This is a genomic window from Actinoplanes sp. NPDC048796 (assembly GCF_040650035.1).
Taxonomy (GTDB): Bacteria; Actinomycetota; Actinomycetes; order Mycobacteriales; family Micromonosporaceae; genus Actinoplanes.
Genome location: NZ_JBEZGO010000012.1, coordinates 146,535 through 172,765, shown reverse-complemented (window position 1 = coordinate 172,765; position 26,231 = coordinate 146,535). Strand labels below are relative to the sequence as shown.

Genomic DNA, 26,231 nt, shown 5'->3' with positions numbered 1-26,231 from the left:
GCGTGACCGAACACCGACTGCTCCGCATCGGCGGCACCTGGCGCGCCGCCACCGGCGGCGCCACCTTCGCCGTCGAGGATCCGGCGACCGGCAAGACCATCGCCGAGGTGGCCGACGCCGGGGTCGCCGACGGACTCGCCGCTCTGGACGCGGCGAGCCAGGCCCAGCCGCGATGGGCGGCGACCCCGCCCCGCCGGCGGTCGGAGCTGCTGACCGCCACGTACCGGGCCCTGACCGAACGGACCGAGGAGGTCGCCCGGCTGATCACGCTCGAGATGGGCAAGCCGCTCGCCGAGGCGCGGGCCGAGGTGGCGTACGGCGCCGAGTTCTTCCGCTGGTTCGCCGAGGAGGCGGTACGCGTCGAGGGGCGTTACAGCACCGCTCCGCACGGCGGATATCGCATCCTCACCGTGCCCAAGCCGGTCGGGCCGTGCGTCTTCGTGACGCCCTGGAACTTCCCCTTGGCCATGGGCGCCCGCAAGATCGCTCCCGCGCTCGCGGCGGGCTGCACGACGATCACCAAGCCGGCCGCCCTGACCCCGCTCACCATGCTGCTGCTGGCCCGCATCATGGTGGAAGTGGGCGTGCCCCCGGGTGTCGTCAACGTGGTGACCACCAGACGATCCGGCGCGGTGGTCTCGGCGTTGCTGGCCGACAGCCGTACCCGCAAGCTCTCCTTCACCGGATCCACCGAGGTCGGGCGCGTGCTGCTCCGGCAGGCCGCGGACAACGTGCTGCGCAGTTCCATGGAACTCGGTGGCAACGCGGCCCTGATCGTGTGTGCCGACGCCGACCTGGACGTCGCGGTCGAGGGCGCCATGGTGGCCAAGATGCGCAACATCGGGGAGTCCTGCATCGCGGCCAATCGGATCTACGTCGAGGAGCCGGTACGGGAGGAGTTCACGGCGCGCTTCGCCGCGCGGATGGGCGCGCTCCGTCTGGGCCACGGACTCGACGAAGGCGTACAGGTGGGTGCGCTGATCGACGAGGACGCGGTCACCCGGATCGACGCGCTCGTCGCCGAAGCGGCCGATCGTGGGGCCCGGGTCCTGGTGGGTGGCGAGCGGCCGGCCGGGCCGGGTCACTTCTACCCGCCCACGGTCCTGGCCGACGTACCCGAGGACGCGCGGATCCTGCGGGAGGAGATCTTCGGCCCGGTGGCGCCGATCATCTCGTTCACCTCCGACGACGAGGTGCTGGCCAAGGCCAACGACACCGAGTACGGCCTGGTCGGATACGTCTTCACGCGTGACCTCCAGCGGGCGCTGCGGTTCACCGAAGGACTCGACACGGGGATGCTCGGCGTCAACCGTGGTCTCATATCGGACCCGTCGGCCCCGTTCGGCGGCGTGAAGCAGTCCGGGATCGGCAAGGAGGGGTCGCACGAGGGCATCCTCGAGTACCTCGAGCTCACCTACGCGGCCATCGACCTACCGTGACCGGAGGGACAGACATGCTTGAGACCGTCCGCGGACCCCGCCAGCTGATAGTGGGTGAGGGGGTCGCGCAGAACATCCCGCGCATGGTGGCCGAGTGCGGCTCGCGCGTCCTCATCGTGACCGACCGGGTGCTTCTCGGGCAGCCCGGCGTGGCCGGGATCGTCGCCGCCGTACGGGAGAGGGTCGAGGCCGTCGAGATCTTCTCCGACGCGACGTCCGACGTGCCCCTGGCCGATGTCGCCCTGGCCGTCTCCGCCGCCGCCGAGGTGGACGCCGACGTGATCCTCGCCGTCGGCGGTGGCACGGTGATCGACCTTGCCAAGATCGTCGGCGTCCTCCGCCGCCACGGGGGTGAGCCGCGCGACTTCTACGGCGAGTCGAAAGTGCCGGGGCCGACGATCCCCCTCGTCGCGGTGCCGACGACCTCGGGCACCGGCTCCGAACTCACCCCCGTCTCGGTGCTGACCGACCCGGACCGCGAGCTGAAGGTGGGGGTGTCCAGCGTCCACATCGTGCCCCACTTCGCCGTCATCGACCCCGAACTCACCTACACGTGCCCGCCGACCGTCACCGCCCACTCCGGCATCGACGCGTTCTGCCACGCGGTGGAGAGTTACACCGCGCGGCCCCGGCCGCACGGGCCGCGCGACCCGGTGGAGCAGGTCTTCCTCGGCCGCAACGCGGTCACCGACCATTACGCGCTCCGGGCCGTGGAACGCATCGCGCGCAGCCTGCGCCGAGCCGTGCGGGACGGAGGCGACAAGGAAGCGCGGGCGGACATGTCGTACGGGTCCATGCTGGCCGGGCTCGCGTTCTCCCACGCGGGCAACGCGGCCCCGCACGCCCTCCAATACCCGATCGGGGCCGCCACCCACACGCCGCACGGCCTCGGCGTCGGGCTGTTGCTGCCGTACGCGCTGGACGCGGCCCGAGAGGTCATCAGCGACCGGTTGGCCGTCCTGGCCAAGGCGTGCGGACTCGACGTCGCCGGCGCCTCCGACGCCGAGGCCGCGGGTGCGTTCCTCACCTGGCTCGACGAGCTCCTGGCCGACATCGGCCTCCCGCCCACCTTGGCCGACATCGGCGTGGCCCGCGCCGACCTTCCCCGTTTCGCGGAGATGGCCGGCGGCGTGACCCGCCTGATCCAGAACCATCCGGGCCCCACCGACACCGCCAGCCTGACCGCGATCCTCGAAGCGGCCTGGAGCGGAGACCGGGCCCGGCCCGTCGTCAGTAGTGGTATCGCCGGCGACGGGGCCGCCGACGCGCCGACGTGGTCCGCCAGGTGAAGAACGCTCCGGCCGCCAGCGCCGCCGCGAAGACGCCGATCACGAGACCCTGATTCGTGCCGCCGGCCGGGGCCGCGCCGGCCTGGTTCCCGCCGGCCTGGGTCCCGCTGGCCTGGGACAGGGCGGCCGGCTCGACCGCGGCCGAGGTGGCCGGCGCCGGCGGCGGCGCCGTGGGCAGCGCCTGGAAGTCGACGATGCCGCTGGACTCCAGCAGCGTCATGTGGGTGGCGACGAACTGGTTCGCCTGCTGCGCCAGCTTGCGAACGGTGTCGTTGCGGGTGCTGCTGCGAATCGTCGCGATCGCCGGGAAGATCTTGCCGTGGGCGGCCCGCAGCCGGTCGATGTAGATCCGGTCGAACTCCGCACCCTCGGCGTCCCGCATCTCACCGAGCCAGCCCTGCTGGTCGGCGTTCGGCTTGTCCGGCACCTTGATGCCGAGCTTGCGGGCGGCGACCCGGTCCAGCCGGTCGAGGACGACATGCTGGTCGGCGATGCTCTTGCCGATCTGCCGGATCCGGGGATTGCGCGACTTCTCCTGCGCCATCTGGCCGGCCGGGATCTCCCACAGCCCGGCCAGCCGAACCTTGACCACCAGATCCTTGTCGGCCGCGGTGATCTCACCGTCGTTGGTGTCGGTGATGAGTTCCCCCGGCGGTACGGGCACGCCGGGCTCCGCGTGGGCGGGTGAGCGCAGCGGATCGAGCAGAACCATCGCCAGAGCCATGAGCACCGGACCCCACAAGTGACGCCACCGCACGAGAACCCTCCCCACACATCGACACCTTGGCAGGCAGTACGTGCGAGAGGGCCCCGCGGATCACCCGCGTCGCCCATTCGAGCCGGCTGCCGGATACACTGGGCATCAAGCAGGTTGCTTCTTGACTAGATGTCATGCGCCGTGACAAGCTGTTCTCCACGCCGACCGGAGTCACCCGTTCGAGGATGGAGTGGCTTTCCGTGTCGGGGCGCGGTCACAAACGGGACAAGGTCCGTAAAGAGCACTCCTCATCGCAACGCTGTGTCACAGGCATCCTGCGATCGCATCTGCACGTGCATGCAACTTTGCAGATGCGATTGCCCTTCCGCTTGTCCATCCGGCACCATACGCCGCGTGCGCAGCCAAGTGCTCCCTCCCAGGCAGCCCTCGCCCAGCCGGCTGGACGGTCGCCCGAACCAGGCTCACCAGATCCTGGGGCGCCAACTCCGTCTGCTGAGAGAGTCCCGCGGCATGTCCGCCGCCGGAGCGGGACTGGGCATCGCGGCGTCGAAGTCGAAGATCAGCCGGATCGAGTGCGGCCAGATCGGAGTGGCCGAAACCGACCTGCACCGCATGCTCGAGATGTATGCCGTGACCGAGCCTCACCAGCGGGAAGCCCTGCTCCGGTTCGTTCGCGAGCTCAGCCAGCCGCAATGGTGGCACGACGACCGCACCGTCCTGGGCGGCTCCCTCTGCTCGTACCTCATCCTCGAGTCCCTGGCGCAACACATCAGGACGTACGAGGTCAGGTTCGTGCCCGGCCTGCTGCAGACGCCCGCCTACGCCGAGGCCGTCATCCGCCTCCGGTACACCGACACGACCGAGATCGACCGGCGCGTACGGGTCCGCATGCAGCGACAGAAGGAGATCCTGCGCGGCCGAACACCCCGCTTGTGGGCTCTGGTCGACAAAGCCGCCCTGTCCGAGGCATTCCCCGGAGAGAAGGTCATGCGTGAACAGATCGAGTTCCTTCGCCAGGTCAGCTGGCTGCCCAGCGTCAGTCTGCAGGTGCTGCCGTCCGGCGCGGGTGGCCGGCGGGGCATCGGCAACTCCTTCTCCATCCTCCGTCAGACGATCACCAACTTGTCGGACGTCGTCTACATCGAACACATCGGAGATCCGCTGTTCCTCGACACGACAGCCGCATCGGATCCCTACCGTCAAGCGATGGAAGAACTCGCACTCGAGGCGGGCAAGCCGGCGGACACCATGGCCGAGCTCGACGACGCCCTGGCCAGGCTCGGCAAGCCCTGAACCGGGGCCGGCCCATGACCGTCTCGCCCGCTGACGCCTGGGTGTTCCGCTGGAGGGTCACCTTCACCCTGCGCCTGGACTCCCGCAGCACCTACGAGACCCACCGCACCGTCAACACTCCCGACGAGCTCTGCGATCTCGTACTGCACAGCAGCATGGACCCCCGGATCGTGGCCTACAGCTACCACCGATACGCCGTCCTCGACACGGGCGCCGCGCCCACCGCGTGCCGATGGTGCGACGAGGCCTTCACCGACACCCCTCCCCAGCGGGAATGGCGCAACTGCTCGTGCGGCGTCCACGTCGTCGTCACCTGCGCGGTGTGCGGCTCGGGCGACATCTTCCCTCGCCCGAGTCACGCATGCACACTATGCGCCGCCTCAGCTGAACCACAGTGGCGCTAAGACGGGCGCGGGGCGCCCTGGGCCGTCCGGCGGAACGCCGCCAGTTGGGCCGAGCGCTCCGGATCTGCCGAGAAGCCGCTCCAGTTGACCGGGCAGCCGGCACTCTGCAGTCGTTCCGCGACCTTGTGGCGCCACCGGGGAGTGTCGTCGAGGCGTACGTAATTCAGGCCGGCCAGATCGGCGGTCTCTCGCATGAGGCCCGCTTGCAGGACGATTGTGCTTGACGGGTGCGTTGCCAGGGCGATGCCCAACTCCAAGAACACATTGGGCCGGGCCTGGCAGCCGGTGCGGCGTTCGGCCGCGGTGTCGCCATCGCCGACGAGCGCGGGGTGGAGGTGGACGACGTCGTCCGGGGTCAGCAGCGCCACCACCGCTCGGGCGCGGCGGGGAGCATTCCGGACCACGTCGGCGAGCGAGGGTGCGGTCGACCTCGTCGCGGCGACCAGTTCCTCCCATTCGAGCGGGTTGAGCCGCAGCGCCAGGAGGTAGTCGAAGACGACCTTACGCGCCTCGTCGTCCCGTCCGTAGATGACGAAGACGTTGCGGGAAACGTCGTCGGGGTCGGTCTTCCGATCCGAGCCGCTGGGGCCGGTTACGTAGTTGTCGTCACCGGCGCGGCTGTAGTCACCGGTCGTCATGTTGTGGGTCTGGACGCTGCCGATGCTGGTTCGGCTGCTCTCGCTCATGAGTTCCCGTCCCCGGCCCGCTGATTGGTGTCGCCGGCCTGGCTGTGGTCACCGAAGGTGACATTCTTGGCGTGCAATTCCTCGATCTTGGTCTGCTGGTTGTTGACGACGGTCTTGATGTCGTCGTCGAGCCTCGTGGCGTCGATGTCCCGGCTCTCCAGATAGTCCCGGAGACCGTTCTGCAGCAGTTGCATCAGAAACGCGATGGCTGTGTTGATGTCCTGTACGGCATCGGGATGGACGACGACCGCGCCTTCGGCGAGCTTCTCGCGGATCGAGTAGACCGCGCCGTGCTCGAGTGGCCGGCGATGCCACCCGTGATTCTGGATGGACAAGCGGCCCCAGAGCCGGCGGAGAAGACCGCATACATCCCAAAGAACCCGCACCGGGCTGACCGCCGCGACACCCCAGATCCGCGTGATCCCGAGCCGGAGCGCCCCGCTCGCGTGGGTCCATGCGTCGGTCGGGATACGAGGCCATGTCCGGCCGATGATCATAGGACCGGGCAGGATCAGAATGTCGTTGTGCACGATGAGGTGGTCGCCGGTGAGGTCGGCTCGGACGAACAGCGTCAGCATGATTTGATATGCCCAGTTCGCCAGCGGAAGCTGCACGCACAGGTAGGTCCGTTCCCCGACCATGGGCTGTCGCAGGCGGTCCAGCACGACGCTCAGCTCCTGTGTCGCCACCGGCCGCCCCGACCGCGTCGGCAGTAGCTCCTGGGAGATGCTGGCGCCATCGACGTACATCCGGAACCCACACCACAGGCCGGTGGCGTCTTGACGCGCCGCGGCGGAGGCCACGGCGTGATGCAGTTCCTCCAGGTTGACGGGGAGGGGCTCGCGTCGCCTACCGTCCGGGTCCCGGCGGCCTTTGGAAACGTCGATGTTGATCTCGAACGGGCCGAGGGACTCGCCGCTGCCGACGAAGGTGTTGTTGACGAACGTCCGGCGCCGGGTTGGTAGGTCGTACACGAGAACGCGGGCCAGAGGTCCGTCGGATCCCTTCGCGGGAGAGGCGCCGTCCTCGAGCGCGCTCAGACGACGCTCCAGCCGCACGGGGAGAGGCGGCGCCGCATCCCGCAGCGCAACCGCCGGCGGCGTTGTCGCGTGGAGATGGGGCAGGAACCGGCGCGCCCGTCCCAGCACCACGAAACCATCGACGGTGCCGATCAGGACGACCGCCGCGACGGCGATCTCCAGCACGACGGCGTCGCCGGGACGCAAGGCCCGCACGAGCCCGTGTCCTGACAGGACACTGGTGATCATCAGAGCCAGCGCCGCCAGCACCGCCGCTCGGCGTCCGAACCGGCCGCGCTTGCGCAGCCATGTGAAGGCTTCGCGGAGGCGGATTTTCCGGCGCCGCAGGGTCCGCCGAGTCAGTATCAGCAGCCCGATCAGGCCCACGGCCACGCAGGTCGGCACCAGGGCCCCGCGGTTCAGCCAACGGGTCGCGAGCACCACCAGCGCGCTCAAGACCACAAGGCCCAGCAGGATGTCCCGGTGGCGCATCCATCGCTGAGCCCGCCACGCATGTCGCACGACGGCCGTGGTGTCGAGCCCGTAGTTGGGTGGCCAGGTGCGCAGGCCGGCGTCGAGGAACTTGTTCAGGACGAACCGGCGCAGGCCCAGGTCGACATAGACGGCGCCGCACAGCCACTGCGTCGGATTCGTGTCCATCGGGGGCGACGGATCGTGACTCGCGTGCTCCGGCTCGTCGGGGGTGCTCGTACCGATGGTCATTGCCGCCTCTCCGTCGGTGGATTGAGCGGCGCCAGCTCATCGGCCTCCGGAACTCGGAGCTGCAGCCGGACCGCGCGATAAAACTCGAACATTCCGGCCAGCGCCCGCTCTCGCGGCGCGGCACCGTCGCCGGCCGGGCCGGCGCCGATCGCGACCTTCTGCACGGCCCAGGTGTGCCGAACCACCTGCCGGGCGGCCAGTTGCACCCGGGCATCGGCGAGCAGCCGGATCTCGGCCAACAAGACGTGGAGCCGGCCGCGCTCGCGGGCCATCGTGGCGACGGCCTCCTGGCGTCGGCGTGCGTCCGCCTCAGGTAGTTCCTCGGCAATGTCGATCAAGGTACGGGCGGTGACCGCGAACTGCGCGCAGGTCTGATGAAGGGCCGTATCCCATCGCGTGTCCAAGGTGGTGCGTACTCGTGAGCGCTCGATGGCAATCGCCGGCACGGCGCCTACCGCCGCGCCGACCAGGACCGGCAGAAGTACGAGGATGACCTGCGACAGGCCGGTCGTCATGGTGTACGCATCCGATAGGAATCGAACCGCGTCGTTGTCGTCATTCGATCGCCGCCCTCCCGACTGATACCGGCGGACAGGGCCGCGCCGGTATCGTCACCACCTGGCCCGACGCTCTGTCCACCTCACATGAGAGCCGACCGATGCTTCCCGAGAAAGGCTCCGACCGCTTCCCGACTGCTTCCGACCCGCTTCCGTCATTGAACGCGCTGGGGCCCATACGGCTGACGGCCCGCGGCAGTGACCGCTCGCTGCCACCCAAAGCTCTCGTCGTTCTCCTCCGGCTGGCCACGGCCGGCGAAGCCGTGCCGGTCGAGCAGCTGTACGTGGACGCATGGAACGCCCCGGGCCACGTGGTGCGTCGCGAGGAGCGCACCGCCGTTCAAAAGCGCGTCCTGGAGATCCGGCGTGCGATCGATCCGCCCGGGACGGGACCGGCCGGGTCACTGGTCGAGCAGCTCTCGGAGGGCCGGACGGCGTACCGGCTGCTCGTACCAGCCCACCGGATCGACTTCGTCCAGTTCCGCCACCTGGTCGAGCAGGCCGCGCGAGAGGACGGCGTCATCGCCATCGAGCTGCTCCGTAAGGCGTTGTCGCTCTGGCGTGGCCGGCCGTTCGCCGCCGTCGAGCAGTTGCCGTTCGCCCGGCCCCTGATCGACGACTTGTGGGCGATGCGCCGGACCGCGACTCTCGAGCTCATCGAGATCTACCGGCAGATGGGCCGACCGGGCGAGGCGCTGGCGGCGGCGGAGGCGTTGGCCGCCGACCGCCCCGGCGACGCGGTCCTGCTCGGATTGATCACCGAAATCCGGGCCGCCCTACGCCGGCAGCGGCGCGGATTGCTGCGGCTCACGGTCGGCGACCGCGCGACCAGCACCGTCGTCCTCTCGGCCGGCGACCTCTTCGCCGAGCGGGACGCGCATCTGGTGGTCGGCTTCACCGACACTTTCGACACCGACACCACCGACGACCGCGTGATCAACGGCGCGTCGATGCAGGCTCGGGCCGCGCGGGAGCTGTTCGCCGGCGATCGTGGGGCGCTCGACCGTCAGTTGCGGGCGGCACTGCGGGATGTCCGGCCGGCATCGCGGGAAACGCGGGCGGTCAAACGCCGGGGCAAGCTCGTTCGCTATCCGCTCGGCACGGTCGCCGTGCTGCGGCCGGACGACCGGTGCCTGTTCGCTGTGGCGTACAGCCGCATGGGCAACGACCTCGTCGCCCGCTCGACGCCGGCCGACCTCGCCGTCAGCCTGGACAGTCTTTGGGAGGCGATACGCCTGCACGGACAGCTGCGCCCGGTCGCCGTGCCGCTCATCGGCGGCGGATTGTCACGCATCGACGAAAGCTCACCTGATGACCTGCTGCGATTGGTGATCAAGTCGTTCGAGCGCCGCAGCCGGTCAACCCGGATATGCCCGGAGCTGCGCATCGTGCTGCGGTCCGAAGATTTGGCGCGGGTGGACTTCCGCGCGCTGCGCACGGTGACCGGCTAGACGCCTTTTGGGGTCAGGGTCGGGCCGGGGTTGGTGGGGATAGACCCGTTCCGGTGAGGTAGCCGTCGAGCCGGCCAGGGCGGTATTGCCGGCGTTTGAGGCGGTTCTTCACCGCGGCGAGCAGGTCAGCACCGGTGCGGCGGCAGTGGTTGGCCAGGCTCCGTTTCATCGTCGATCAGACCTTCTCGGCCGGGTTGAGCTCGGGTGCATAGGCCGGTAGCTGATAGATGCGAAGCCACGACCGGCGGGCGGCCGCGGCGCGCATCGCCGGGCTCTTCAGACGGCTCGGCCGCCCCGGGCGGTAGCAGCACAATCCGGCCACCGACACCCGAGCGCTGTTCTTCGCGGCACCTTCACCACCGGCGTCGCACCCCGATCTGGCGATTGGAGGAACGGCTCATGATCGACGGCGAGCCCGCCGGTTCCATTCGCCGCGAGCGCCTGGACAGCGACGTCTCCTACGTCGACCTGCCCGCGCGGCCACCGGCTCGGCAAGTGTTCGCGTTCATGGTTGTGCTCGCGGGTTGGGACGTCGCCGACGCGAATGCCGGCTGAGGACCGTCCGACGTGACGCCGCGTAACACTTTTCGTCGCCCGCCGGCGGTCGCGCTTCGCTCATGCCGAAAAGTGAGCTCGCGTCGCCGCGGCGTTGTGAAGGTTAACATTGCTGAACCTCAATGCGTGGCGAACGGCGAAGGAGTGAAGGTGCACCGATCTGGACGTGCCCGATGGCAGGGCGTTCTGCTGACAGTCCTCGCGATCACCGCCATCGCCGTGGCGTTGGGAGCCGTCGGGCCGCGGTCCGCGCAGGCGCTGGAGAACGGGGTGGCGCGGACCCCGCCGATGGGCTGGAACACCTGGAACACCTTCGGGTGCAACATCAACGAGACGCTGATCAAACAGACCGCCGACGCGCTGGTCGCCAATGGGATGCGCGACCTCGGCTACCAGTACGTGGTCGTGGACGACTGCTGGTTCGACCCCAACCGGGACGGCGCCGGCAACCTGCAGGCCAACCCGTCCCGGTTCCCCTCGGGCATGCGGGCCCTCGGCGACTATCTGCACGCCCGCGGGCTGAAGTTCGGCATCTACCAGGTGCCCGGGACCAAGACCTGCGCACAGTCCACCGGCGGCTACCCCGGCGCGACCGGCAGCCGGGGTCACGAGGTGCAGGACGCCAACCAGTTCGCGGCCTGGGGCGTCGACTACCTCAAGTACGACTACTGCGACGGCAGCGGGACGATCAACGACCAGGTCGCCACCTTCGCCAAGATGCGCGACGCGCTGCGGGCGACGGGACGGCCCATCGTGCTCAGCATCAACTCCAACAGCTTCCATTGCTGTACGGGCCCGCAGCGCAACTGGACCGACGTGGCCAACATGTGGCGCACCACCGAGGACATCACCAACCGGTGGGACACCGGCAACACCAACGGCTACCCGATGGGCGTCAAGAACATCATCGACGTCACCGTGCCGCTGGCCGGGTACGCCGGGCCGGGCGGCTTCACCGACCCCGACATGATGGTCGTCGGCCGGGGCGGCATGACCGACACCGAGATGCGCACGCACTTCGCGATGTGGGCGGTCATGGCGGCACCCCTGATCGCCGGCAACGACGTACGGTCCATGGACAGCGCGACCTCCACGATCCTCAAGAACAGCCGGCTGATCGCCATCAACCAGGACAGCCTCGGCCGCCAAGGCGCCCAGGTCGCCAACGACAGCGGCCGCCGGGTGCTGGCCAAGCCCCTCGCCAACGGTGATGTGGCGGTGGCGCTCTACAACCCCGGCTCCGGGACCGCGACCATGACCACCAGCGCCGCCGCGATCGGCAAGTCCGGTAGCTCGTTCACGCTCACCGACGCGTGGACCGGCGCGGTCACCACTACCACGGGGACCATCAGCGCCGCCGTGCCCTCCCACGGGACGGTGGTCTTCCGGGTCAGCGGCGGTGGCACGACCACCCCGACCGGGACCACCCTGGTCAGTTCGGCGTCGGGGCGGTGCCTGGACGTCCCGAACGGCACCACCACCAACGGCACCCAGCCGGTCATCTGGGACTGCGGCACCGGGGCCAACCAGCGCTGGACCGCCTCCGGTCAAACGCTGCAGGCCCTCGGCAAGTGCCTGGACGCTCCCCTCAACGCGACCGCCGGCGCGAAGGTGCAGATCTGGGACTGCAACGGCGGCGCCAACCAGCAGTGGACGACGCAGGCCAACGGCACCATCCGCGGCAACCAGTCCGGCCTGTGCCTCGACGTCGAGGGCAACCTGACCGCCAACGGCACCGCGGTGCTGCTGTGGACCTGCACCGGCGCCGCCAACCAGATCTGGACGCGCCGCTGATCCGGCACCCGCACCGAGGCCGGCGGCCCGTCTCCCACCCGGGAGGCGGGCCGCCGCCGGTCGCCGATCAGCCGAAGGTCGGGTAGCCGCTGCAGCTCTTGCCGGTGAGCTTCTTGACCGAGGAGATCTTGTCGCCGAAGTTCCACTTCTCGAGGTGCAGGTCCACCGTCTGGTTGGGGCGGATGCAGTAGTGCCGGTCCTCGAACTGGTTGTCGTCGTACAGCACCCAGGCCCGGCAGTCGTATTTGTTCCACACCCGGCTGGCCTTGTCGTTGAAGCCGAACACGCGGAAGTCGATGACGGACACGGTGGCCTGGAAGACGTCACCGCTGCCGTTGCGGTTCGCGTACAGATACAGCGCGGCCGGCTCGGGCTCGATGCAGACCGCCTGCGCCTCGGCTGGTGCGGACAGGGCGAACAGCGACGCCGTGGCCATGGCCACGACGCTCATGATGCCGGCCGCCAGCCGGCGTTTCCTCGTAGTCGTCATGGCCGGTAACGGTGCGCCCGCCGTGTGGAAGCGATGTGGAAGAAATGTCTAGGGCAGGGCGTCGAGGCTGCGGCGGATCTGTTCGGCGTCGGTGTGGCCGAGGTCGGTCAGCATGGTCAGCGCCCTCTCCCACACCTTCCGGGCCGCGCCGGTCTCGCCGAGGGCCTGGTACGTGTCGCCGAGCCGGCCGAGGGTGCCGGCCTCGTTGTAGCGGTCGGCCACCTCACGCCACGCGTCCAGCGCCGCCCGGTATTCCCGCACCGCCCGATCGTGGTCGCCCAGGTGGTGGTACGTCAGCCCCAGGCTGTCCAGGGTGTTCGCCTCGCCGTACCGGTCGCCGATCCGCCGGTGCAGCCGCAGCGCCTCCCGGCAGCGGGCCAGCGCGCGGTCGCTCTCGCCGAGCTGGGTGTGGTACCAGCCGAGGTTGTTGAGCGCCCGCGCCTGCCCGTCCTGGTCGCCCACCCGGCCGAACAGCTCGACCGCCCTCTCGGTCTCGCGCAGCGCTTCCCGGGGATCGCCCTGGTTGCCGAGGACCGAGGCGAGTGCGTTGTGGGTGTGCGCCTGCCCCTTCGCCTGGCCGAGACGCCGGTAGCCGTCGAGGGCGAGCCGCAGGTGGCGGATCGCGTCTTCCGGGCGGAGCTGGGCGAAGGCGAGACCGAGGTTGAGGTGGGCGAACGCCGCTCGGGCCGGATCACCCGAGCGGGTCGCCGACGACAGCGCGATCCGCTGGGTCGCCACCCAGTCCTGCCAGTGACCTTGGAAATCGAAGTACGTGGTCAACCCCCGCGCCAGCAGCCACGCGCCGGAGTCGAGGCCGGCCTGGTGGGCGCGCCCGACCATGCGTACCAGGATCTGGTGTTCCTCGGCGAACCAGGCGAGCGCCTCGGCGCGGTCGGCCGGCCTGGTCACGGGGCCGTCGGTGGTGAGTTCGGGAACGTCCCGGTGCGGATAGAGGATCAGGTCGGCGGCGTACGCCGAGTGCACATAGTGGTCGAGCAGCCGGCTCAACGGCTCCGCTGACTCCTCGGGCCGCAGCAGTTCGCCGGCGTACGTTCGGAGCAGATCGTGCAGCTGGTAGCGGTCCGGCCGGTGCTCGGTGATCAGATTGGCCCGGGTCAGCGCGCGCAGGTGCCGCTCGGCGGCCTCGACCGGCTCGCCGAGCAGGGCGGCGACGGCCGGCAACGCCACGTCGGGGCCCGGATGCAGGCCGAGCAGCCGGAACAGCCGGGCCGCCCCGGGGGTCAAGGCCCGATAGGACCAGGACAACACCGCTCGTACGTCGGTCGCCTCGTCGTCACCGGCAAAAGCGTCAAGGCTTTCCCGTACGGCGTACAACTGCTCCGCCAGCCGTGTCAGCGGTAGCTCGGGCTGCTGCAGGGCCCGGGCGGCGGTGACGGTCAACGCCAGCGGAAGCCGGGCGCAGGAGGCGAGGATCCGGTCCACGGCGGCCGGCTCGGCGGCGACCCGCCGGGCGCCGAGCCGGCGGCTCAGCAGCTCCCGGGCCTGCGCGGGCGGCAGAAGACCTAGCTCCACCGGCCGGGCGCACTCGGCGGCGACCAGACCGGGCAGCTGCTTGCGGCTGGTGACGACGACCAGGCAGTCCGGTGCGCCGGGCAGCAGCGGGCGCACGTCGCGTTCATGGGCCGCGTTGTCCAGCACCACCAGCACCCGGCGGTCGGCGAGAACGCTGCGATAGAGCGCGGAGCGCGCGTCCACCTCGGCCGGGATGCGGGCGGTGGGCACGCCCAGGGAGATGAGCAGGTTGCGCAACGCGTCGGCCGGGCTCAGCGTGACACCGGCCGGGTCGAAGCCGAGCAGATTGACGTAGAGCTGGCCGTCCGGGAAACGGCGGCGCACCCGATGACTCCAGTGCACGACCAGCGCGCTCTTGCCGGCCCCGGCCGTACCGGAGATGACGATCACCGCGGTGCGGGCCAGGTCGTCCAACCGCTGCAGCTCCGCCTCGCGGCCGACGAAGTCCGGCACGTCGAGGGGCAGCTGGGCCGGAACGATCTCGTCGGGTTCCGGCGTCTGGCGCAGGACGTCCCGGTGGGCCGCCCGCAGCTCGGCGCCGGGCTCGACGCCCAGCTCGTCGACCAGGCGACGGCGTACGGAAAGGAATTGATTGACGGCTTTGGCGGTACGCCCGGCGGCGGCCAGGGTACGGATGAGCGCGGCGGCCAACGGCTCGACGAGCGGATGCTGCTCGGCGAGCTCGGTGAGAGGCCCGATCGCGGCGGCCGGATGGCCGGTCCGGATCTCGGCATCGGCCCACTGGACGGTCGCCTCGATCCGCTCGTCGACCAGCAGCGTGCGCGCCCGGCCGGCCCAGTCGCCGGGCAGGCCGGCGAGGGGTTGACCTCGCCACAGCGTCAGGGCCTCGCGCAGCAGGACCACGCGTTTCGGATCGGCCCGGTCCAGGTCGGCCGCCCGGGCGACGAGCTCCCGGAAGTCGGACAGATCCAGCGACTCCTCGGGCAGCTCGAGCAGGTAGCCGCCGCCGCGGTGACGGTGCAACCGGACCGGGCCTTCCCCCGGCTCCAGCAACTGCCGGATGCGGGAGACGTACGTGTGCAGCGTGCGCGCCGCGTGGCCGGGCGCCTCGGTTCCCCAGACCCGTTCCACCAGGACCTCGGTGGTGAGCGGCCGGTTGGCGTCCAGAAGCAGGGCGGTGAGAACGACCGCCTGCTTCGGTGGCCCCATCGCCACGACCCGCCCCGGAGCGTGAATTTGCGGCTCTCCGAGCAGCTGAAACCGCATGACGCCCCCGCGCTCAACAGTTCTTCAACAAAACATCGACCGACATCGAACACGGTAGACGCAGTGCCACACCGAAGCCCGGGAGAGGAAAATTCATGACACGATCCCTTGCCGCCGTGACCGCCGCGGCCGCCATGACCACGGCCCTGCTGGCCGTGCCCACGGCCGCCCAGGCCGCACCGAGCAGAATCCAGACGCGGTACACCAGCACCACCACATCGGTGAGGTTCACCGCCGGCACCGGACTCATCCGCGCCTGGCAGGACTGCGAGTCCTCCAGCGGCCAGACCGAGTTCCGGCAGTACGGCTCCTGGAAGACCATCAACAACTGGTCCACGACGGGCTCGTGCAGCACCCGCATCATCAAGCGCGGCTGGCAGACCGCCAACGCGAGCTGATCCGAGCAGCCGGATCACCGGCGCGTCCCGATCTGCCGGGCCGCGCCGGTGCCGCTGTCGTAGGGCATGATGCGGGACTCGACCATCACGAAAGCGAGCCCGTCGATGCGCAAGCTGGTGTACTACGTCGCCACCACTCTCGACGGCTTCATCGCCGGTCCGGACGGCGCCGATCCCAGCGGTCCCGGAGGCTTCTGGCCCCTGCCCGCCGACTACATCCAGCACATCGCGGCCCACTACCCGGAGACGCTGCCGGCCGGGGCCCGTGCCGCCCTGTCCGTCACCGCCGAGGGCACCCACTTCGACACCGTTCTGGAAGGGCGCCGCAGCTACGAGCTCGGACTTCGGGCCGGGGTCACCAACGCCTTCCCGCACCTGCGCCACCTGGTCTTCTCCCGCACCCTCACCGAGAGCCCCGACGCGGGCGTCGAGCTGGTCGCCGCCGGCCCGGTCCCGACGGTGCGTGACCTCAAGCGCCGTGCCGGCAAGGACATCTGGCTGGTCGGGGGCGCCGAGCTGGCCGGCGCGCTCTACCAGGAGATCGACCGGCTGGTCCTCAAGGTGGGCGCCCTGACCATCGGCGCCGGCATCCCCCTGTTCTCCGCCAGTGCCACCTTCCACCCGCGCGCGTGGCACCTCACCGACCACGTCGTGCTGGGCAGCGGTGCCGCCTTCCTCACTTACGACCGCCTGGCCGAAGGGAGCGCCGCCGAGTGAGGCCCCGCCGAGCCTTCCCCGGCGCGGCGGGACCGGACCGATGTCGAATCGGTCATCCTCCATCGCGGTGGCGGCGGCGGGCGAGCGAGTAGGCGACTGCACCGGCCAGAAGGCCGGCCACGGCGCCCAGCAGCGCGGTGCCGACCGCTGAGTCGATCGCTTCGTAATCGCTCGCGGACCAGCCCCAGAGCCAGCCGGCGCCCGCGCCGGCGGCCAGCCCGACGAACGGCCGGCTCGCCGGCCTCAGAGAGCTCACGTCCGTCGCCGGCCGATCAAGAGCGGGAAGGCCACACCGACGAGTATGAGCTCAGCGGCGGGGGGGGGGGGGGGGGGGCCGGCCCCCGGGGGGGGGGGGGGCCACCGCGGCCGGCCCGCGGGGCGCCCCCGGGGGGGGGTGACGTGGCGGGGGGGGGGGGGGGGGGGCGGGGGCGGGGGGGCGCGGTGGGGCCGCCCCCCCCCCCCCCCCCCCCCCCGCGGCGGGGGGGGGGCCCCGCCCCCCCCCCCCCCCCGCCGGATGGCTACCGAGACTCCGTCAGCGGCCGCAGGCCGCCCCGTTGAGAGTGATCAGTTCCGGCGCCGGGTTGGGGCCGCCCGGCGTGGTGGCGTTGAAACCGAAGTACACGGTCGCCCCCGGTTGGAGGCGCCGGTTCGCGGCGACGTTGCGGGCCGTCACCGTGGCGCCGGACTGCGCCGCCTCGGCCGACCACGCCTCGCGGACGCGCTGACCGCCGAGGAAGGCGAAGCGCACCGCCCAGCCGTCCACGACCGTGCTGCCGGTGTTGGTGACCGCCAGTTGCGCGGTGAACCCTCGTCCGTCCGCCCAGTCGCCGTAGTTGCTGTACGAGACCCGGCAGGACGCCGCCGGGACCGGTTCGCCGGCGCCCTGATCGGCCAGGAACGACGCCACCCAGGCCAGGGCCGAGTTCCAGTTGATGGCGACCTCGTTGGTGGCGTACGACTCGATGTCGTCGACGTAGCAGAACATCGGCTTGCAGCCGGAGAGCAGAGCCTTCGCGTACGGGTCGTCCAGCCCCGCGTTCGCGCCACCGGCCAGCGAGCCGGCCGGCGGATGCGGCAGCGCGGCGTCCTTCTCGTGGGCGTAGATCCGGGTGTGCTGGTTCTGGGACGCCTTCTCGCCCCAGCCGGTCACGTAGGACTGGTTCAGCGCGTTCCGGCCGAGGATGTAGTCGACACCCTGCACCGCCCCGTCGCGGTACTTCCCGGCGTCGGTCAGATCGAACGCGGTCGCCAGCACCTGGACGTTGTTGAGGACGTTGCTGTTGCCGCCCCAGAAATAGCTGCCCGCGTTGCCCGGCATCGGCAGCCCGTACGCCTGGGCGCCGAGGGTGGCCAGATAGCCGTCGGCGGCGGTGACCACCGACTGGCGCACCCGCTGCCGGTCGGCGGACGGCAACGCGCTCGGCACGGTGGCCAGGTCGAGCCGGCCCAGCGCCGCGGTGTTGGCCCAGCCGAAGCCGGTCGCGGCGAAGACGTCGCCGGTGTGGTGCCTGGACGCCGTCACATCGGTCAGGAACGCCGCCTCGCCGGTGGTCAGATAGAGCTCGGCGGCGGCCCAGTAGAACTCGTCGGAGACGTCGTCGTCGCCGTACGAGCCGCCGCCCCCGCCCAGGTCCTGCGCCAGCTTGGCCGGGTTCGCCTTCGCCGCCGCGTACGCGGTGCGGGCCGAGGTCAGCAGCTTGGCCGAGAACGCCGCGTCGTACGGGGCGAACAGCCGCGCGCCCTGGGCCGCGGTGGCCGCCAGGTTCAGCGTGGCCGCCGTCGACGGCGGCTGCAGCTCCCGTTGCTCGGGGTCGTCCTCGGGCTGCATCGGCAGGCCGGTCCAGTTGGCGTCGTGGATCTTGTGGTGGGCCATGCCGGCGAACGGCCGGCCGGCCGGCACCTGCATGCGCATCAGGAATTCCAGCTCCCAGCGGGCCTCGTCGAGGATGTCGGGAACCTTGTTGCCGCGTTCGGGCACCCGCAGGGTGCTGTCGGCCAGGCCGGCGCCGCCGTCGGCGGTGACGGCGGTCTTGGTGCGTTCGAAACTGCTCAACAACTGCTGTACGGCGATACCGCCGTTCACCACGTACTTCCCATGATCTCCGGCGTCGTACCAGCCGCCGCGCACGTCGAGCCGGTAGTCGCAGGAACCGGCCCGGCACGGCACGCTGGTGTCGCCCTTGTTGGGGGCCACGCCGAGGTGACCGGCCGGCCGGGCGTACTGCTCGCCGACCAGGCCGCCGTCGATCGCGATGCCGCTGCGCTGAATGTAGAAGAACTGCAGGGCGTCCGAGCGCAGCCGCTGGTAGACGGTGCCGGAGATGTCGAACGGGTGGCTGGTCTGCCCGTCGGCGACGAGCGTGTAGCCGGTTCCGGCCGTGGTGTAGGCGGAGAAGTCGATGGTGTGGACGTTCTGGCCGGAGGCGGCGTCCACCCCGCGCGGCGTGCTGCGGCCCGACGCGGCCACGGCGCCGGCCGCGGTCTTGAGCTGCCAGTCCAGCGCCGCGGTGGCCTCGGTGACCAGCGTGGCGTTCTTCGGACCGGCCGGCAGGTAGCCGACCTGGTTGACCCGCACCCGTGGCCCGGTGTCCGGCACGTACGGCGGCTCTTCCTCACCGCCGATCAACGACACGTTGTCCAGGCACAGCCGGTACTCCGCGGCGGCGCCGCCGACCTGGAAGGCGACCTGGCCCGCGGCGGTGTCCTCGGTGGCGGTGAACGTGTATTCCAGGTGCTGGCGCTCGGCGGTCAGCGCGACGTCACGGCTGAAGTACGACGTGTACGGGTCGGCGCCGAGCTGGACGGTGGCCCGGACGCCGGCGGCGGGCGTGGCCGAGGCGTCGAACGACAGCGTGTACGACGATCCGGCCTTCAGCGCGACGTTGTTCTGCCCGATCCCGGCGTCCCAGGGGTTGGCCAGCCCGGCCGGCACGGTGGCGCACAGCTGCCCGTCCTCGACCCCGGTGGCCGTGGTGCCGTAGGAGTACCAGCCCGCGGTGCCGTCGGCGAAGTCGCCGTTCTCCAGCTGCTCGGGGCCGGCCGGCGGGACGGCGGCGTCACTGGTCAGCGACACGTCGTCGAGGCAGAAGGTGAAACCCTCGGAACGGCCGCCGAGCTGGAACGTCAGGGTGCCGCCGGGGGAGTCCAGGGTGGAGGTGAACGCGTACTCGAAGCTCTGGTCCTCGGTCGTCAGCGCCACGTCCCGCGACAGGGCAGCGGTGTAGGGCGCCTCATTGAGCTGGACATTCGCCCGTACGGTGGCCGGCGCGCTGGCGTGCGCGCGGAAGCTCAGCCGATAGGCGGCGCCATCGATCAGCGGGATGTCGTTGTGGCCGAGGCTGACATCCCACGGGTTGGCGGTGCCACCGGGAACGTCGGCGCAGAGCTGTCCACCGGCGCCGGACAGCGGGGCGTTGTCGGTGGACCACCAGCCGGTTGTCCCGGCGCTGAAGTCGCCGTTGGGGATGTGCTGCGTCGGTTCGGCCGACGCCGGCTGCCCGGACAGGCCCGTCAGCGCCACGGTGGCCACGACGGCGGCCGCGGTCAGCGCGGTGACCCGCTTACGCAGGTTTGAAGTCACGAAGGTTCCCTTCAGGCTTCGCGGAGCGGCGGGGGAGTGGGAGCGCTCCCAGAGGCGTCCATTGTCTCCAGCCTGTTACGGCCCGTCAATCGATCCGCGTGAATCGAGTGTGCCGGTGCCCGACCTGGACAGCCGTCGCGTGAGCCAGACCGTGAGAACGGCGCTGAGGATCATGTCGTAGCGACCGAGCAGCGCGACGAGCAGGTCAAGGAGGACGAAGAACGTGAGCAGGCCGGCCACCACGCGGATGCCGTCGGTTCCGTACGGCCCGGTGACGGCCAGGCGCGGTATCAGGAAGAGACCGATGGCCACGGGGAGCAGTGACAGCGCCACGCCGAGAGGCCAGGACAGCCCGGTCGACGGGACCGTGTAGGTCAGGACCCAGTGGGCGCCGGCGCCGGTGAAGGCGAGCAGTCCGAGCCCTCGGCGCGGTCGGCACGGTGGGGAGAGGGCCGGATGTCGCCGGCGGCCCACGAGGAAGGCCGCCGTCACGAGCGCGACGAGCAGAGCCGCCGCGGCCGCGAGGACGAGGGCCGGCGGGCGCTGGTCGAACTCGCCGTAGACCACCGGTGTCACGGCGAGCACCAGGCCGGCGGCGACAAGCCCCGGGCGGCCGGTCCACGGCCGGTCTCGCGCCCGGGGAACGAGCCACTCGACGACGAGAACCGGCGAGCAGATGCTGATCGCCGTGTGGAACACCGTGAGGTGACCGGCGAGCAGCACGTTGGTGTGCCACACGACGCTGTAGGCGCCGATGCCGGAGTCCTGCCAGAACTGGGGGAGGAACCAGTACCGGTCGACGAGCGCCTCCTCCCACACGCCGTACGCGGCGCCGAGCAGGACCAGCCCGGCGAACCCCAGCCCGAACCGGTGGGCGACCTCCCGGCAGATGAGCGCGCCGCATCCGTACAGGGCCACCATGAAAGCGAGGTTCCAGGGCAGCAGAAGCTCGAAGGGCGGACTGGAACCGGACAGGCCCTCACCGAAGAACGGCGCTGTGAAAAGGACGAGCAGGACCGGGCTGGTGACCGCTCGCCGCACCAGCCCGGGCCTGCTCCTGTCGACTGTCATGACGTCAACGTGCCCGACCCGTCACGGCGGCGCAGCCGTCCAAAGTCGTCCCGGCCGAAACCAAAGTCGACCCGACCGGTCCGCCCTCGGCGGTCTCGTACTGATCGCGGTGGACCTCGAGGGTGCGGCATTGCGTGATCCGGCTCACCGTCGCTGAACCACATAGACCTCTTCCCGTAGGGCCCTGCAACCAACCGACCGACGGCAAGCTACGGGGGTTCCCACATGCACAACGCATCAGCGCCGGACGTGAAACAGGCGGCAAACCGAACCGCGTCATGGGCCGGCGTCGTCTCGCTCGGTCTGGGTGTCTTCGCTCTGGTGATGGCCGAGTTCCTGCCGGCCAGCCTGCTCCCGGCCATCGCCGCCGACCTGGGCGTCAGCGAGGGCACCGCCGGTCAGGCGGTCACCATGACGGCCATCGGCGCGGGCCTGTCGGGCCTCTTCCTGCCGGCTCTGCTGCCCCGCACGGACAGGCGGCTGGTGCTGGTCGGGCTCACGACGGCGGCCATCGTCTCCGACGTGCTGGTGGCCATCGCCCCCAACCTGGCCGTCCTGTTGCCCGCGCGCCTGCTGATGGGCGTGAGTCTCGGCGGCTTCTGGGCCGTCGCGATCGCCATGTCGGCCCGCCTCGTGCCCAGTGACTACCTGGGCCGCGCCGTGACCGTGATCAATGCCGGCGTCTCGGTCGCCACGATCGCGGCCGTCCCGCTCGGCACCTGGCTCGGCGCGCTCTGGGGATGGCGCGGGGTGTTCCTGCTGGCCGCCGGGGTGGCCCTGGTCGCGCTGATCGTGCAGGCGGTGACCCTGCCCCGCTTCGTCCCGGACGCGGCGGGCAGCCTCCGGGTCCTGGTCGTGACGTTGCGGTCACGGCCGGTCCTGTTCGGACTGGGGTCGATCCTGGTGGTTGTCGCCGGTCACTTCACCGGCTTCACCTACATCCGCCCGGCCGCGGAGAGCGTGTCCGGTATCGACGCCGCCGGGCTGGCGGTGCTGCTGTTCGTCTACGGGATCGCCAACGTGGCGGGCACGGCAGCCAGCGGCGTGCTGGCCGACCGCGTCCTGCGTGCCGCCGCGCTGCTGTTTCCCGCGATGGTCGGCCTGGGCATGCTGACCATGATCCTCACTGGAGGCGGCCGGGCCGGCCTGTTCGTCGCCGCCGCGTTGTGGGGCTTCGGCTTCGGCGGCGTCCCGACCACGGCCCAGACCTGGGCCGCCCGGACCGACCCGGCACATCTCGAGCAACTGGGCGGGGTGACCGTGACAGTGTTCCAGGTCGCCATCGCCCTGGCCGCGGTCGGCGGCGGTCTGCTGGTGGACCACATCGGGGCGGGTGCCCCACTGGTCGCCGGCAGCATCGCCGCCATCGCCGGTGGGGCCCTTCTCACCAGCGCCCTACGGCCGACCGCCCGTTGAACGGCGGCCCGGGCGCCGGGCTCCCGAGAAAGGAAGCAGCGATGACAGAGGTCGACACCGTTGTGGTCGGAGGTGGCACAGCCGGCCTTGCCGCCGCCTGGCACCTGCGTGCGGCCGGTAAACGGTTCGTGGTGCTGGAGCGTGACGACCGTCCCGGCGACGTCTGGCGGCGGCGCTACGACTCACTCCGGTTGTTCACTCCGGCGCGGTTCTGCCGGCTGCCGGGACTGCCGTTCCCCCTCGATCCGCGGGCCCATCCCAGCCGCACCGAGATGGCGGACTATCTGAGCGAGTACGCGGAGCACTTCGCCATGCCCTTGCACACGGGCGTCAGGGTGCGCTCGCATACCGTCGACGACGGAAAGCACCGCATCACCGCTGACAATGGGACCGTCTTCGAGGCGGACTCGGTGATAGCGGCCACCGGGGCCTTCGGCGTTCCCATGATTCCGGCCTTCGCCGGTGATCTGAGTCCCGGCCTTCCGCAGATGCACTCCGCCGACTACCGGAACCCGGCGAACGTGCCGCCCGGGCCGGTGCTGATCGTGGGCGCGGGAACATCAGCCGGCGACATAGCCGTGGAGCTCGCCCGTGAGCACGAGGTGTGGATGGCCGGGCCCAGCACCGGCTCGGTGCCCGTCGCCCTTTCCCGCAGCCGGGTGTTGCAGCGTCTGGTGTTCAGCCGTCGGGTGCCGTCGGGTGCGCTGGGTGGGTTGGTGCGGGCCAAGGTCCGGCGGGCGGCGCCCTTGGTCTGGCAGTCGCCGGCGAGTCTGCGAGCCGCCGGCGTCCGCCGGGTACCCCGAGTCGCCGGCACCCGGGACGGCCGGCCCCGCCTTGCCGACGGCCGCGTTCTCGATGTGGCCAGCGTCGTCTGGTGCACCGGGTACCGGCCCGGCTTCGGCTGGCTGACCCCGCGCGCTTTCGGTCCGGACGGCTGGCCCGCGCATCGGCGGGGAATCTCGGCGACCGTCCCCGGCCTGGGGTTCGTCGGACTGCCGTTCCAGAACACCTTCTCTTCGGGCCTCGTGTCCGGCATACCCACCGACGCCGCCGTGGTGGTGAACCGTCTCGCGCGGCACCGTAGCCGCTGACCGGCGGGCCCCGCCCTGGTACAGCTCGAGCTGCCCATGCCAGTCAAGCCCGGCGCGGCCGCTGAGGTCAGCGGCCGCGCCGGGCGTTGTCGTGTCCTGGTGTTGTCGGCCGGTGTCAGTCGCCGAGCAGCATGGCCGGGTCGCCGTCGAACCAGGCGTTGGCGATGTCGAGGTGCTGGATGCGCCACTGGGCGCCGTCGCGGCGCATGGTCGCGGTGTAGCGGTTCATCATCAGCGCGTGCCGGGTCACTGCCGGATCCGAGCCGACGCCGGGCTTGAAGTGCTGGGCCTGCGCGTAGGCGTACACCGTCGCGGTGTCCCCGTCGACGGCGGCCCGAACGTTGCTGATGGCGTGGCTGCTGTCCAGCGGCCCGACCGCCCCGATCAGGCTGGTGACCACGGTGTCGCGGGGCGTGAGCGGAGGGAAGTCGTAGCCGATGCGGCGCATCGCCGGGCCGAGGTCGACCGTGGCGTCCTCGGTGAGCGAGGACGCCAGCAGGTCGGCGTCGTTGAGGTCGAGTCCAGCGGTGTAGCGGTGCAGGGTGTCGATGATGGCGGCCTGGTCGGTCAGGGCGGCCAGGGCGGTGCGATCGGTGTCGGTCATGGTCTCAGTCCACCGGCCGGGCGCAGACGCGACGCCTACGAAACGTTGACGACCGGCCCCGCACCTGTGTCGGCACCGACGAGGGCTAGGGTCGTCGCGGACGGTCCACGCCACCGTCCGCGACGGGTACCTCGCCGCGTGCAGACCTCAGGCGGCGCTGAGGGCCACCGCGTCCCGCACGGCGTTCAGGCCGTCCGCGTGCGCGACGATCGCCCGGTAGCCGAGGTCGTCGACGGCCTTGTCGGTGCGCAGCGTGCAGGTCTGCTCCAGGAACCAGCGCGCGGGAACGGGAACCACCTGGGCGGCGGTACCGGCGTCGATCTCCGGGATGGTGGCGTCGACTCCGTACATCGCGAAGATCGTCTCAAGGAACTCGCGGAGGGAGACGCGGTGCTGATCGGTGATGAAGTACGCGTGACCCGGCCGGCCGTGCAGCCATCCGCGGACGAGACCCTCGACCGCGTTGTCGACGAACGTGACGTCGGTGGTGTGCCGGCCGCCCTCGATCCAGGCGAACTCGCCGTTGCGGGCCGCCTGCACCAGACCTTCGACGAGGGAGCTCTCGGGCCCCCACACGAACCGGGGCCGGATCGAGACGGTGGCGAATCCCGGCGCGTTCGCGGCCAGGACCAGCGTTTCGGCTTCCGCTTTGGTCGCGCAGTACGCGGCTTCGGAGTCCGGCCGCAGTGGCGCGTTCTCGTCGACGTCGACGAGCGGCTCGCCGGCCAGAAGCGCGGACTCGCTGCCGCAGTGCACGAAACGGGTCACCCCGGCCTGCCGGGCCGCCTGCAGCGCGGCTCGAGTGCCGCCCACCGTCACCAGCTCCTGCTGGTCCCGGTCGGTCGTGATGTCGGTCTCCGCGGCCAGGTGGAACAGCACCTCGCTGCCCTCGACGCCGGCTCGCCAGGTTTCGGGGTCGGTCAGCTCGCCGCGTACCGGCTCCGCGCCCAGCGCGGCCACGACGTCGGCTGACGCTTTGCTGCGGACCAGAACCTTGACGGTGTGACCGTCGGCCAGCAGACGGGTGACCAGTCGCCGGCCGATGAAGCCGGAACCGCCCGTGATGAAGGTCTGTGCCATGTCGTTCTCCTCGGTGGTGGTGATCTCCGTACGGTTTCAGCACTCGCCGGCCGGAATCGCTTCCCTCCGGAAAATCCGAACTTCGACGGTCTGCGATAAGATTTCTGAATGGCTTCGTTGCGGGCGCTGGAGTGTCTGGTCGCGGTGGCGGACACCGGATCGATCACGGAGGCGGCCCGGTTGCTGCACTCGTCGCAGCCGGCGGTGTCCCAGCAGATCGCCGCGCTGGAACGCGAGACCCGCACGCCCCTGCTGCACCGCGAGTCACGTGGGGTGTCGCTCACGCCGGCCGGGCGCGCCGCCGTCACGGACGCTCGGCGGGCGATCGACGCGGCCGCGTCGGCGGTGCGCTCGGCCCGGGCCACGGGTGAGGCCAAGGGCGGAACGTTGCGCCTGGTCTGCGCGCAGAGCCTGACCGTGCCGCTGCTCGCCCCGGTGATTCGCGCGTGGCACCGGCATCACCCGCGGGTGGCCATCGGTCTCAAGGAGGCGGTCGTACCGGACGGCCTGTTCAGCCTTCTCGAAGGTGGGGAGGCCGACCTTCTGGTGCTGCCCGGCCCGGTGGACGGCCGTTACACCTCCACGGTCCTCGCCGAGGAGGAGATCGTGCTGACGGCGCCGAGAGACCATCGGCTGGCCGAGCGGCCATCGGTGGAACTCCCCGAGCTCGACGGCGAGGACCTGGTGCACTTCGCACCGGACAACGGCTTGAGCGCCTGGCTCGACCGGTCACTCGGCGCCGCCGGGGTCAGCCTGACGACGGTGCTGAGAACGGCGGTCACCTCGGCGGCGCCCCAGCTCGCGGCGGCCGGCCTCGGCATCGCGATAGGCCCGGTCAGTGCGGTCAGCGCGGGCTTCCCCGGCGTCGTCCGCTCCTTCTCGCCCCGGTGGGTTCGGCCGCTGGTCGCGGTGACGCCGGGCGAACCCGACCCGCTCGCCGCCCGCTTCATCGCCGATCTGCGTACTCGCGGTGTGCGGGTGCCCCGCGACGTGAGGAACCAACTCGAGGGCGGTTGACGACCTCGCGTGAGGCAGCGAGGCCTGGTTCGAGGCACTTACCCCTCAGCACTGAACGTCTCGGCGCCGGGGCCGTCGA

At 70.9% G+C, this 26,231-nt stretch carries 23 protein-coding genes; 12 read left to right on the top strand and 11 right to left on the bottom strand.

Going from position 1 to position 26,231, the window contains the following annotated elements; translation table 11 throughout:
• The first annotated feature begins 2 nt into the window (after positions 1-2).
• Both AB0C26_RS36230 and AB0C26_RS36225 read left to right on the top strand, forming a co-directional pair.
• Positions 3-1,439: an NAD-dependent succinate-semialdehyde dehydrogenase gene (locus AB0C26_RS36230; RefSeq protein ID WP_360256961.1), complete on the top strand. Its 1,437-nt coding sequence runs from the start codon at positions 3-5 to the stop codon at positions 1,437-1,439.
• Between the two features lie 14 nt (positions 1,440-1,453).
• Positions 1,454-2,728 carry an iron-containing alcohol dehydrogenase gene (locus AB0C26_RS36225; protein WP_360256958.1) on the top strand — a complete coding sequence of 425 codons (1,275 nt, stop codon included), beginning with the start codon at positions 1,454-1,456 and terminating at the stop codon, positions 2,726-2,728.
• Here AB0C26_RS36225 and AB0C26_RS36220 read toward each other — a convergent pair.
• A complete protein-coding gene (locus tag AB0C26_RS36220) occupies positions 2,670-3,500 on the bottom strand; it encodes a DUF4142 domain-containing protein (protein ID WP_360256956.1) in 831 nt (276 codons plus the stop codon). The genes AB0C26_RS36225 and AB0C26_RS36220 overlap by 59 nt on opposite strands.
• A gap of 114 nt (positions 3,501-3,614) precedes the next feature.
• Between AB0C26_RS36220 and AB0C26_RS36215 the strand changes: the two genes are divergently transcribed.
• Positions 3,615-4,739, top strand: coding sequence for a helix-turn-helix transcriptional regulator (locus AB0C26_RS36215; protein ID WP_360256954.1), 1,125 nt, complete (start codon positions 3,615-3,617; stop codon positions 4,737-4,739).
• A 14-nt stretch (positions 4,740-4,753) separates the two neighbouring features.
• Positions 4,754-5,143 (top strand): hypothetical protein, encoded by a 390-nt coding sequence (locus tag AB0C26_RS36210; protein ID WP_360256951.1) that lies wholly within the window; start codon positions 4,754-4,756, stop codon positions 5,141-5,143.
• Here AB0C26_RS36210 and AB0C26_RS36205 read toward each other — a convergent pair.
• The 3 genes from AB0C26_RS36205 to AB0C26_RS36195 are packed head-to-tail and all read right to left on the bottom strand — an operon-like array spanning position 5,140 to position 8,086.
• On the bottom strand, positions 5,140-5,829 hold the full coding sequence (locus AB0C26_RS36205) for a TIR domain-containing protein (protein WP_360256949.1): 690 nt from the start codon (positions 5,827-5,829) through the stop codon (positions 5,140-5,142). The genes AB0C26_RS36210 and AB0C26_RS36205 overlap by 4 nt on opposite strands.
• Complete coding sequence (locus AB0C26_RS36200) at positions 5,826-7,571, bottom strand: hypothetical protein (protein WP_360256947.1); 1,746 nt, start codon at positions 7,569-7,571, stop codon at positions 5,826-5,828. Before AB0C26_RS36200 ends, AB0C26_RS36205 begins: the two co-directional genes overlap by 4 nt.
• Positions 7,568-8,086, bottom strand: a complete 519-nt coding sequence (locus tag AB0C26_RS36195) for a hypothetical protein (protein WP_360256945.1) — start codon at positions 8,084-8,086, stop codon at positions 7,568-7,570. The genes AB0C26_RS36200 and AB0C26_RS36195 overlap by 4 nt, the downstream gene beginning before the upstream one ends.
• A gap of 143 nt (positions 8,087-8,229) precedes the next feature.
• On the opposite strand from AB0C26_RS36195, the gene AB0C26_RS36190 reads away from it, so the two are divergent.
• The 3 genes from AB0C26_RS36190 to AB0C26_RS36180 all read left to right on the top strand — a co-directional run bounded on the left by AB0C26_RS36190 (position 8,230) and on the right by AB0C26_RS36180 (position 11,928).
• Positions 8,230-9,579, top strand: a complete 1,350-nt coding sequence (locus tag AB0C26_RS36190; RefSeq protein ID WP_360256943.1) for a macro domain-containing protein — start codon at positions 8,230-8,232, stop codon at positions 9,577-9,579.
• 399 nt (positions 9,580-9,978) lie between these two features.
• Complete coding sequence (locus AB0C26_RS36185) at positions 9,979-10,134, top strand: hypothetical protein (RefSeq protein ID WP_360256940.1); 156 nt, start codon at positions 9,979-9,981, stop codon at positions 10,132-10,134.
• Positions 10,135-10,422: 288 nt separating this feature from the next.
• Positions 10,423-11,928, top strand: a complete 1,506-nt coding sequence (locus AB0C26_RS36180) for a ricin-type beta-trefoil lectin domain protein (protein WP_360257142.1) — start codon at positions 10,423-10,425, stop codon at positions 11,926-11,928.
• Positions 11,929-11,995: 67 nt separating this feature from the next.
• Here the strand turns inward: AB0C26_RS36180 and AB0C26_RS36175 are convergent, their stop codons facing one another.
• Together AB0C26_RS36175 and AB0C26_RS36170 are read right to left on the bottom strand one after the other, a co-directional pair.
• On the bottom strand, positions 11,996-12,418 hold the full coding sequence (locus AB0C26_RS36175; RefSeq protein WP_360256937.1) for a peptidase inhibitor family I36 protein: 423 nt from the start codon (positions 12,416-12,418) through the stop codon (positions 11,996-11,998).
• A gap of 48 nt (positions 12,419-12,466) precedes the next feature.
• On the bottom strand, positions 12,467-15,178 hold the full coding sequence (locus AB0C26_RS36170; RefSeq protein ID WP_360256934.1) for a BTAD domain-containing putative transcriptional regulator: 2,712 nt from the start codon (positions 15,176-15,178) through the stop codon (positions 12,467-12,469).
• Between the two features lie 95 nt (positions 15,179-15,273).
• On the opposite strand from AB0C26_RS36170, the gene AB0C26_RS36165 reads away from it, so the two are divergent.
• Entirely contained in the window at positions 15,274-15,576 is a 303-nt protein-coding gene (locus AB0C26_RS36165; protein ID WP_360256932.1) for a hypothetical protein, read from the top strand.
• A gap of 105 nt (positions 15,577-15,681) precedes the next feature.
• Positions 15,682-16,293, top strand: a complete 612-nt coding sequence (locus AB0C26_RS36160; RefSeq protein WP_360256929.1) for a dihydrofolate reductase family protein — start codon at positions 15,682-15,684, stop codon at positions 16,291-16,293.
• Between the two features lie 52 nt (positions 16,294-16,345).
• Here AB0C26_RS36160 and AB0C26_RS36155 read toward each other — a convergent pair whose 3' ends face one another.
• The 3 genes from AB0C26_RS36155 to AB0C26_RS36145 all read right to left on the bottom strand — a co-directional run bounded on the left by AB0C26_RS36155 (position 16,346) and on the right by AB0C26_RS36145 (position 20,944).
• Complete coding sequence (locus tag AB0C26_RS36155; RefSeq protein WP_360256927.1) at positions 16,346-16,549, bottom strand: hypothetical protein; 204 nt, start codon at positions 16,547-16,549, stop codon at positions 16,346-16,348.
• A gap of 276 nt (positions 16,550-16,825) precedes the next feature.
• Positions 16,826-19,873: a glycoside hydrolase family 9 protein gene (locus AB0C26_RS36150; protein WP_360256925.1), complete on the bottom strand. Its 3,048-nt coding sequence runs from the start codon at positions 19,871-19,873 to the stop codon at positions 16,826-16,828.
• A gap of 75 nt (positions 19,874-19,948) precedes the next feature.
• Positions 19,949-20,944, bottom strand: coding sequence for a hypothetical protein (locus AB0C26_RS36145; RefSeq protein ID WP_360256923.1), 996 nt, complete (start codon positions 20,942-20,944; stop codon positions 19,949-19,951).
• Positions 20,945-21,169: 225 nt separating this feature from the next.
• Between AB0C26_RS36145 and AB0C26_RS36140 the strand changes: the two genes are divergently transcribed.
• Both AB0C26_RS36140 and AB0C26_RS36135 read left to right on the top strand, forming a co-directional pair.
• Positions 21,170-22,360, top strand: a complete 1,191-nt coding sequence (locus tag AB0C26_RS36140) for an MFS transporter (protein ID WP_360256921.1) — start codon at positions 21,170-21,172, stop codon at positions 22,358-22,360.
• 41 nt (positions 22,361-22,401) lie between these two features.
• On the top strand, positions 22,402-23,451 hold the full coding sequence (locus tag AB0C26_RS36135; protein ID WP_360256918.1) for an NAD(P)/FAD-dependent oxidoreductase: 1,050 nt from the start codon (positions 22,402-22,404) through the stop codon (positions 23,449-23,451).
• A 115-nt stretch (positions 23,452-23,566) separates the two neighbouring features.
• On the opposite strand, the gene AB0C26_RS36130 is transcribed toward AB0C26_RS36135, so the two are convergent.
• Both AB0C26_RS36130 and AB0C26_RS36125 read right to left on the bottom strand, forming a co-directional pair.
• Entirely contained in the window at positions 23,567-24,055 is a 489-nt protein-coding gene (locus AB0C26_RS36130) for a nuclear transport factor 2 family protein (protein ID WP_360256916.1), read from the bottom strand.
• A 147-nt stretch (positions 24,056-24,202) separates the two neighbouring features.
• A complete protein-coding gene (locus AB0C26_RS36125) occupies positions 24,203-25,135 on the bottom strand; it encodes an NAD-dependent epimerase/dehydratase family protein (RefSeq protein ID WP_360256913.1) in 933 nt (310 codons plus the stop codon).
• Between the two features lie 108 nt (positions 25,136-25,243).
• Between AB0C26_RS36125 and AB0C26_RS36120 the strand changes: the two genes are divergently transcribed.
• Complete coding sequence (locus tag AB0C26_RS36120) at positions 25,244-26,152, top strand: LysR family transcriptional regulator (RefSeq protein WP_360256911.1); 909 nt, start codon at positions 25,244-25,246, stop codon at positions 26,150-26,152.
• Positions 26,153-26,231 lie beyond the last annotated feature (79 nt).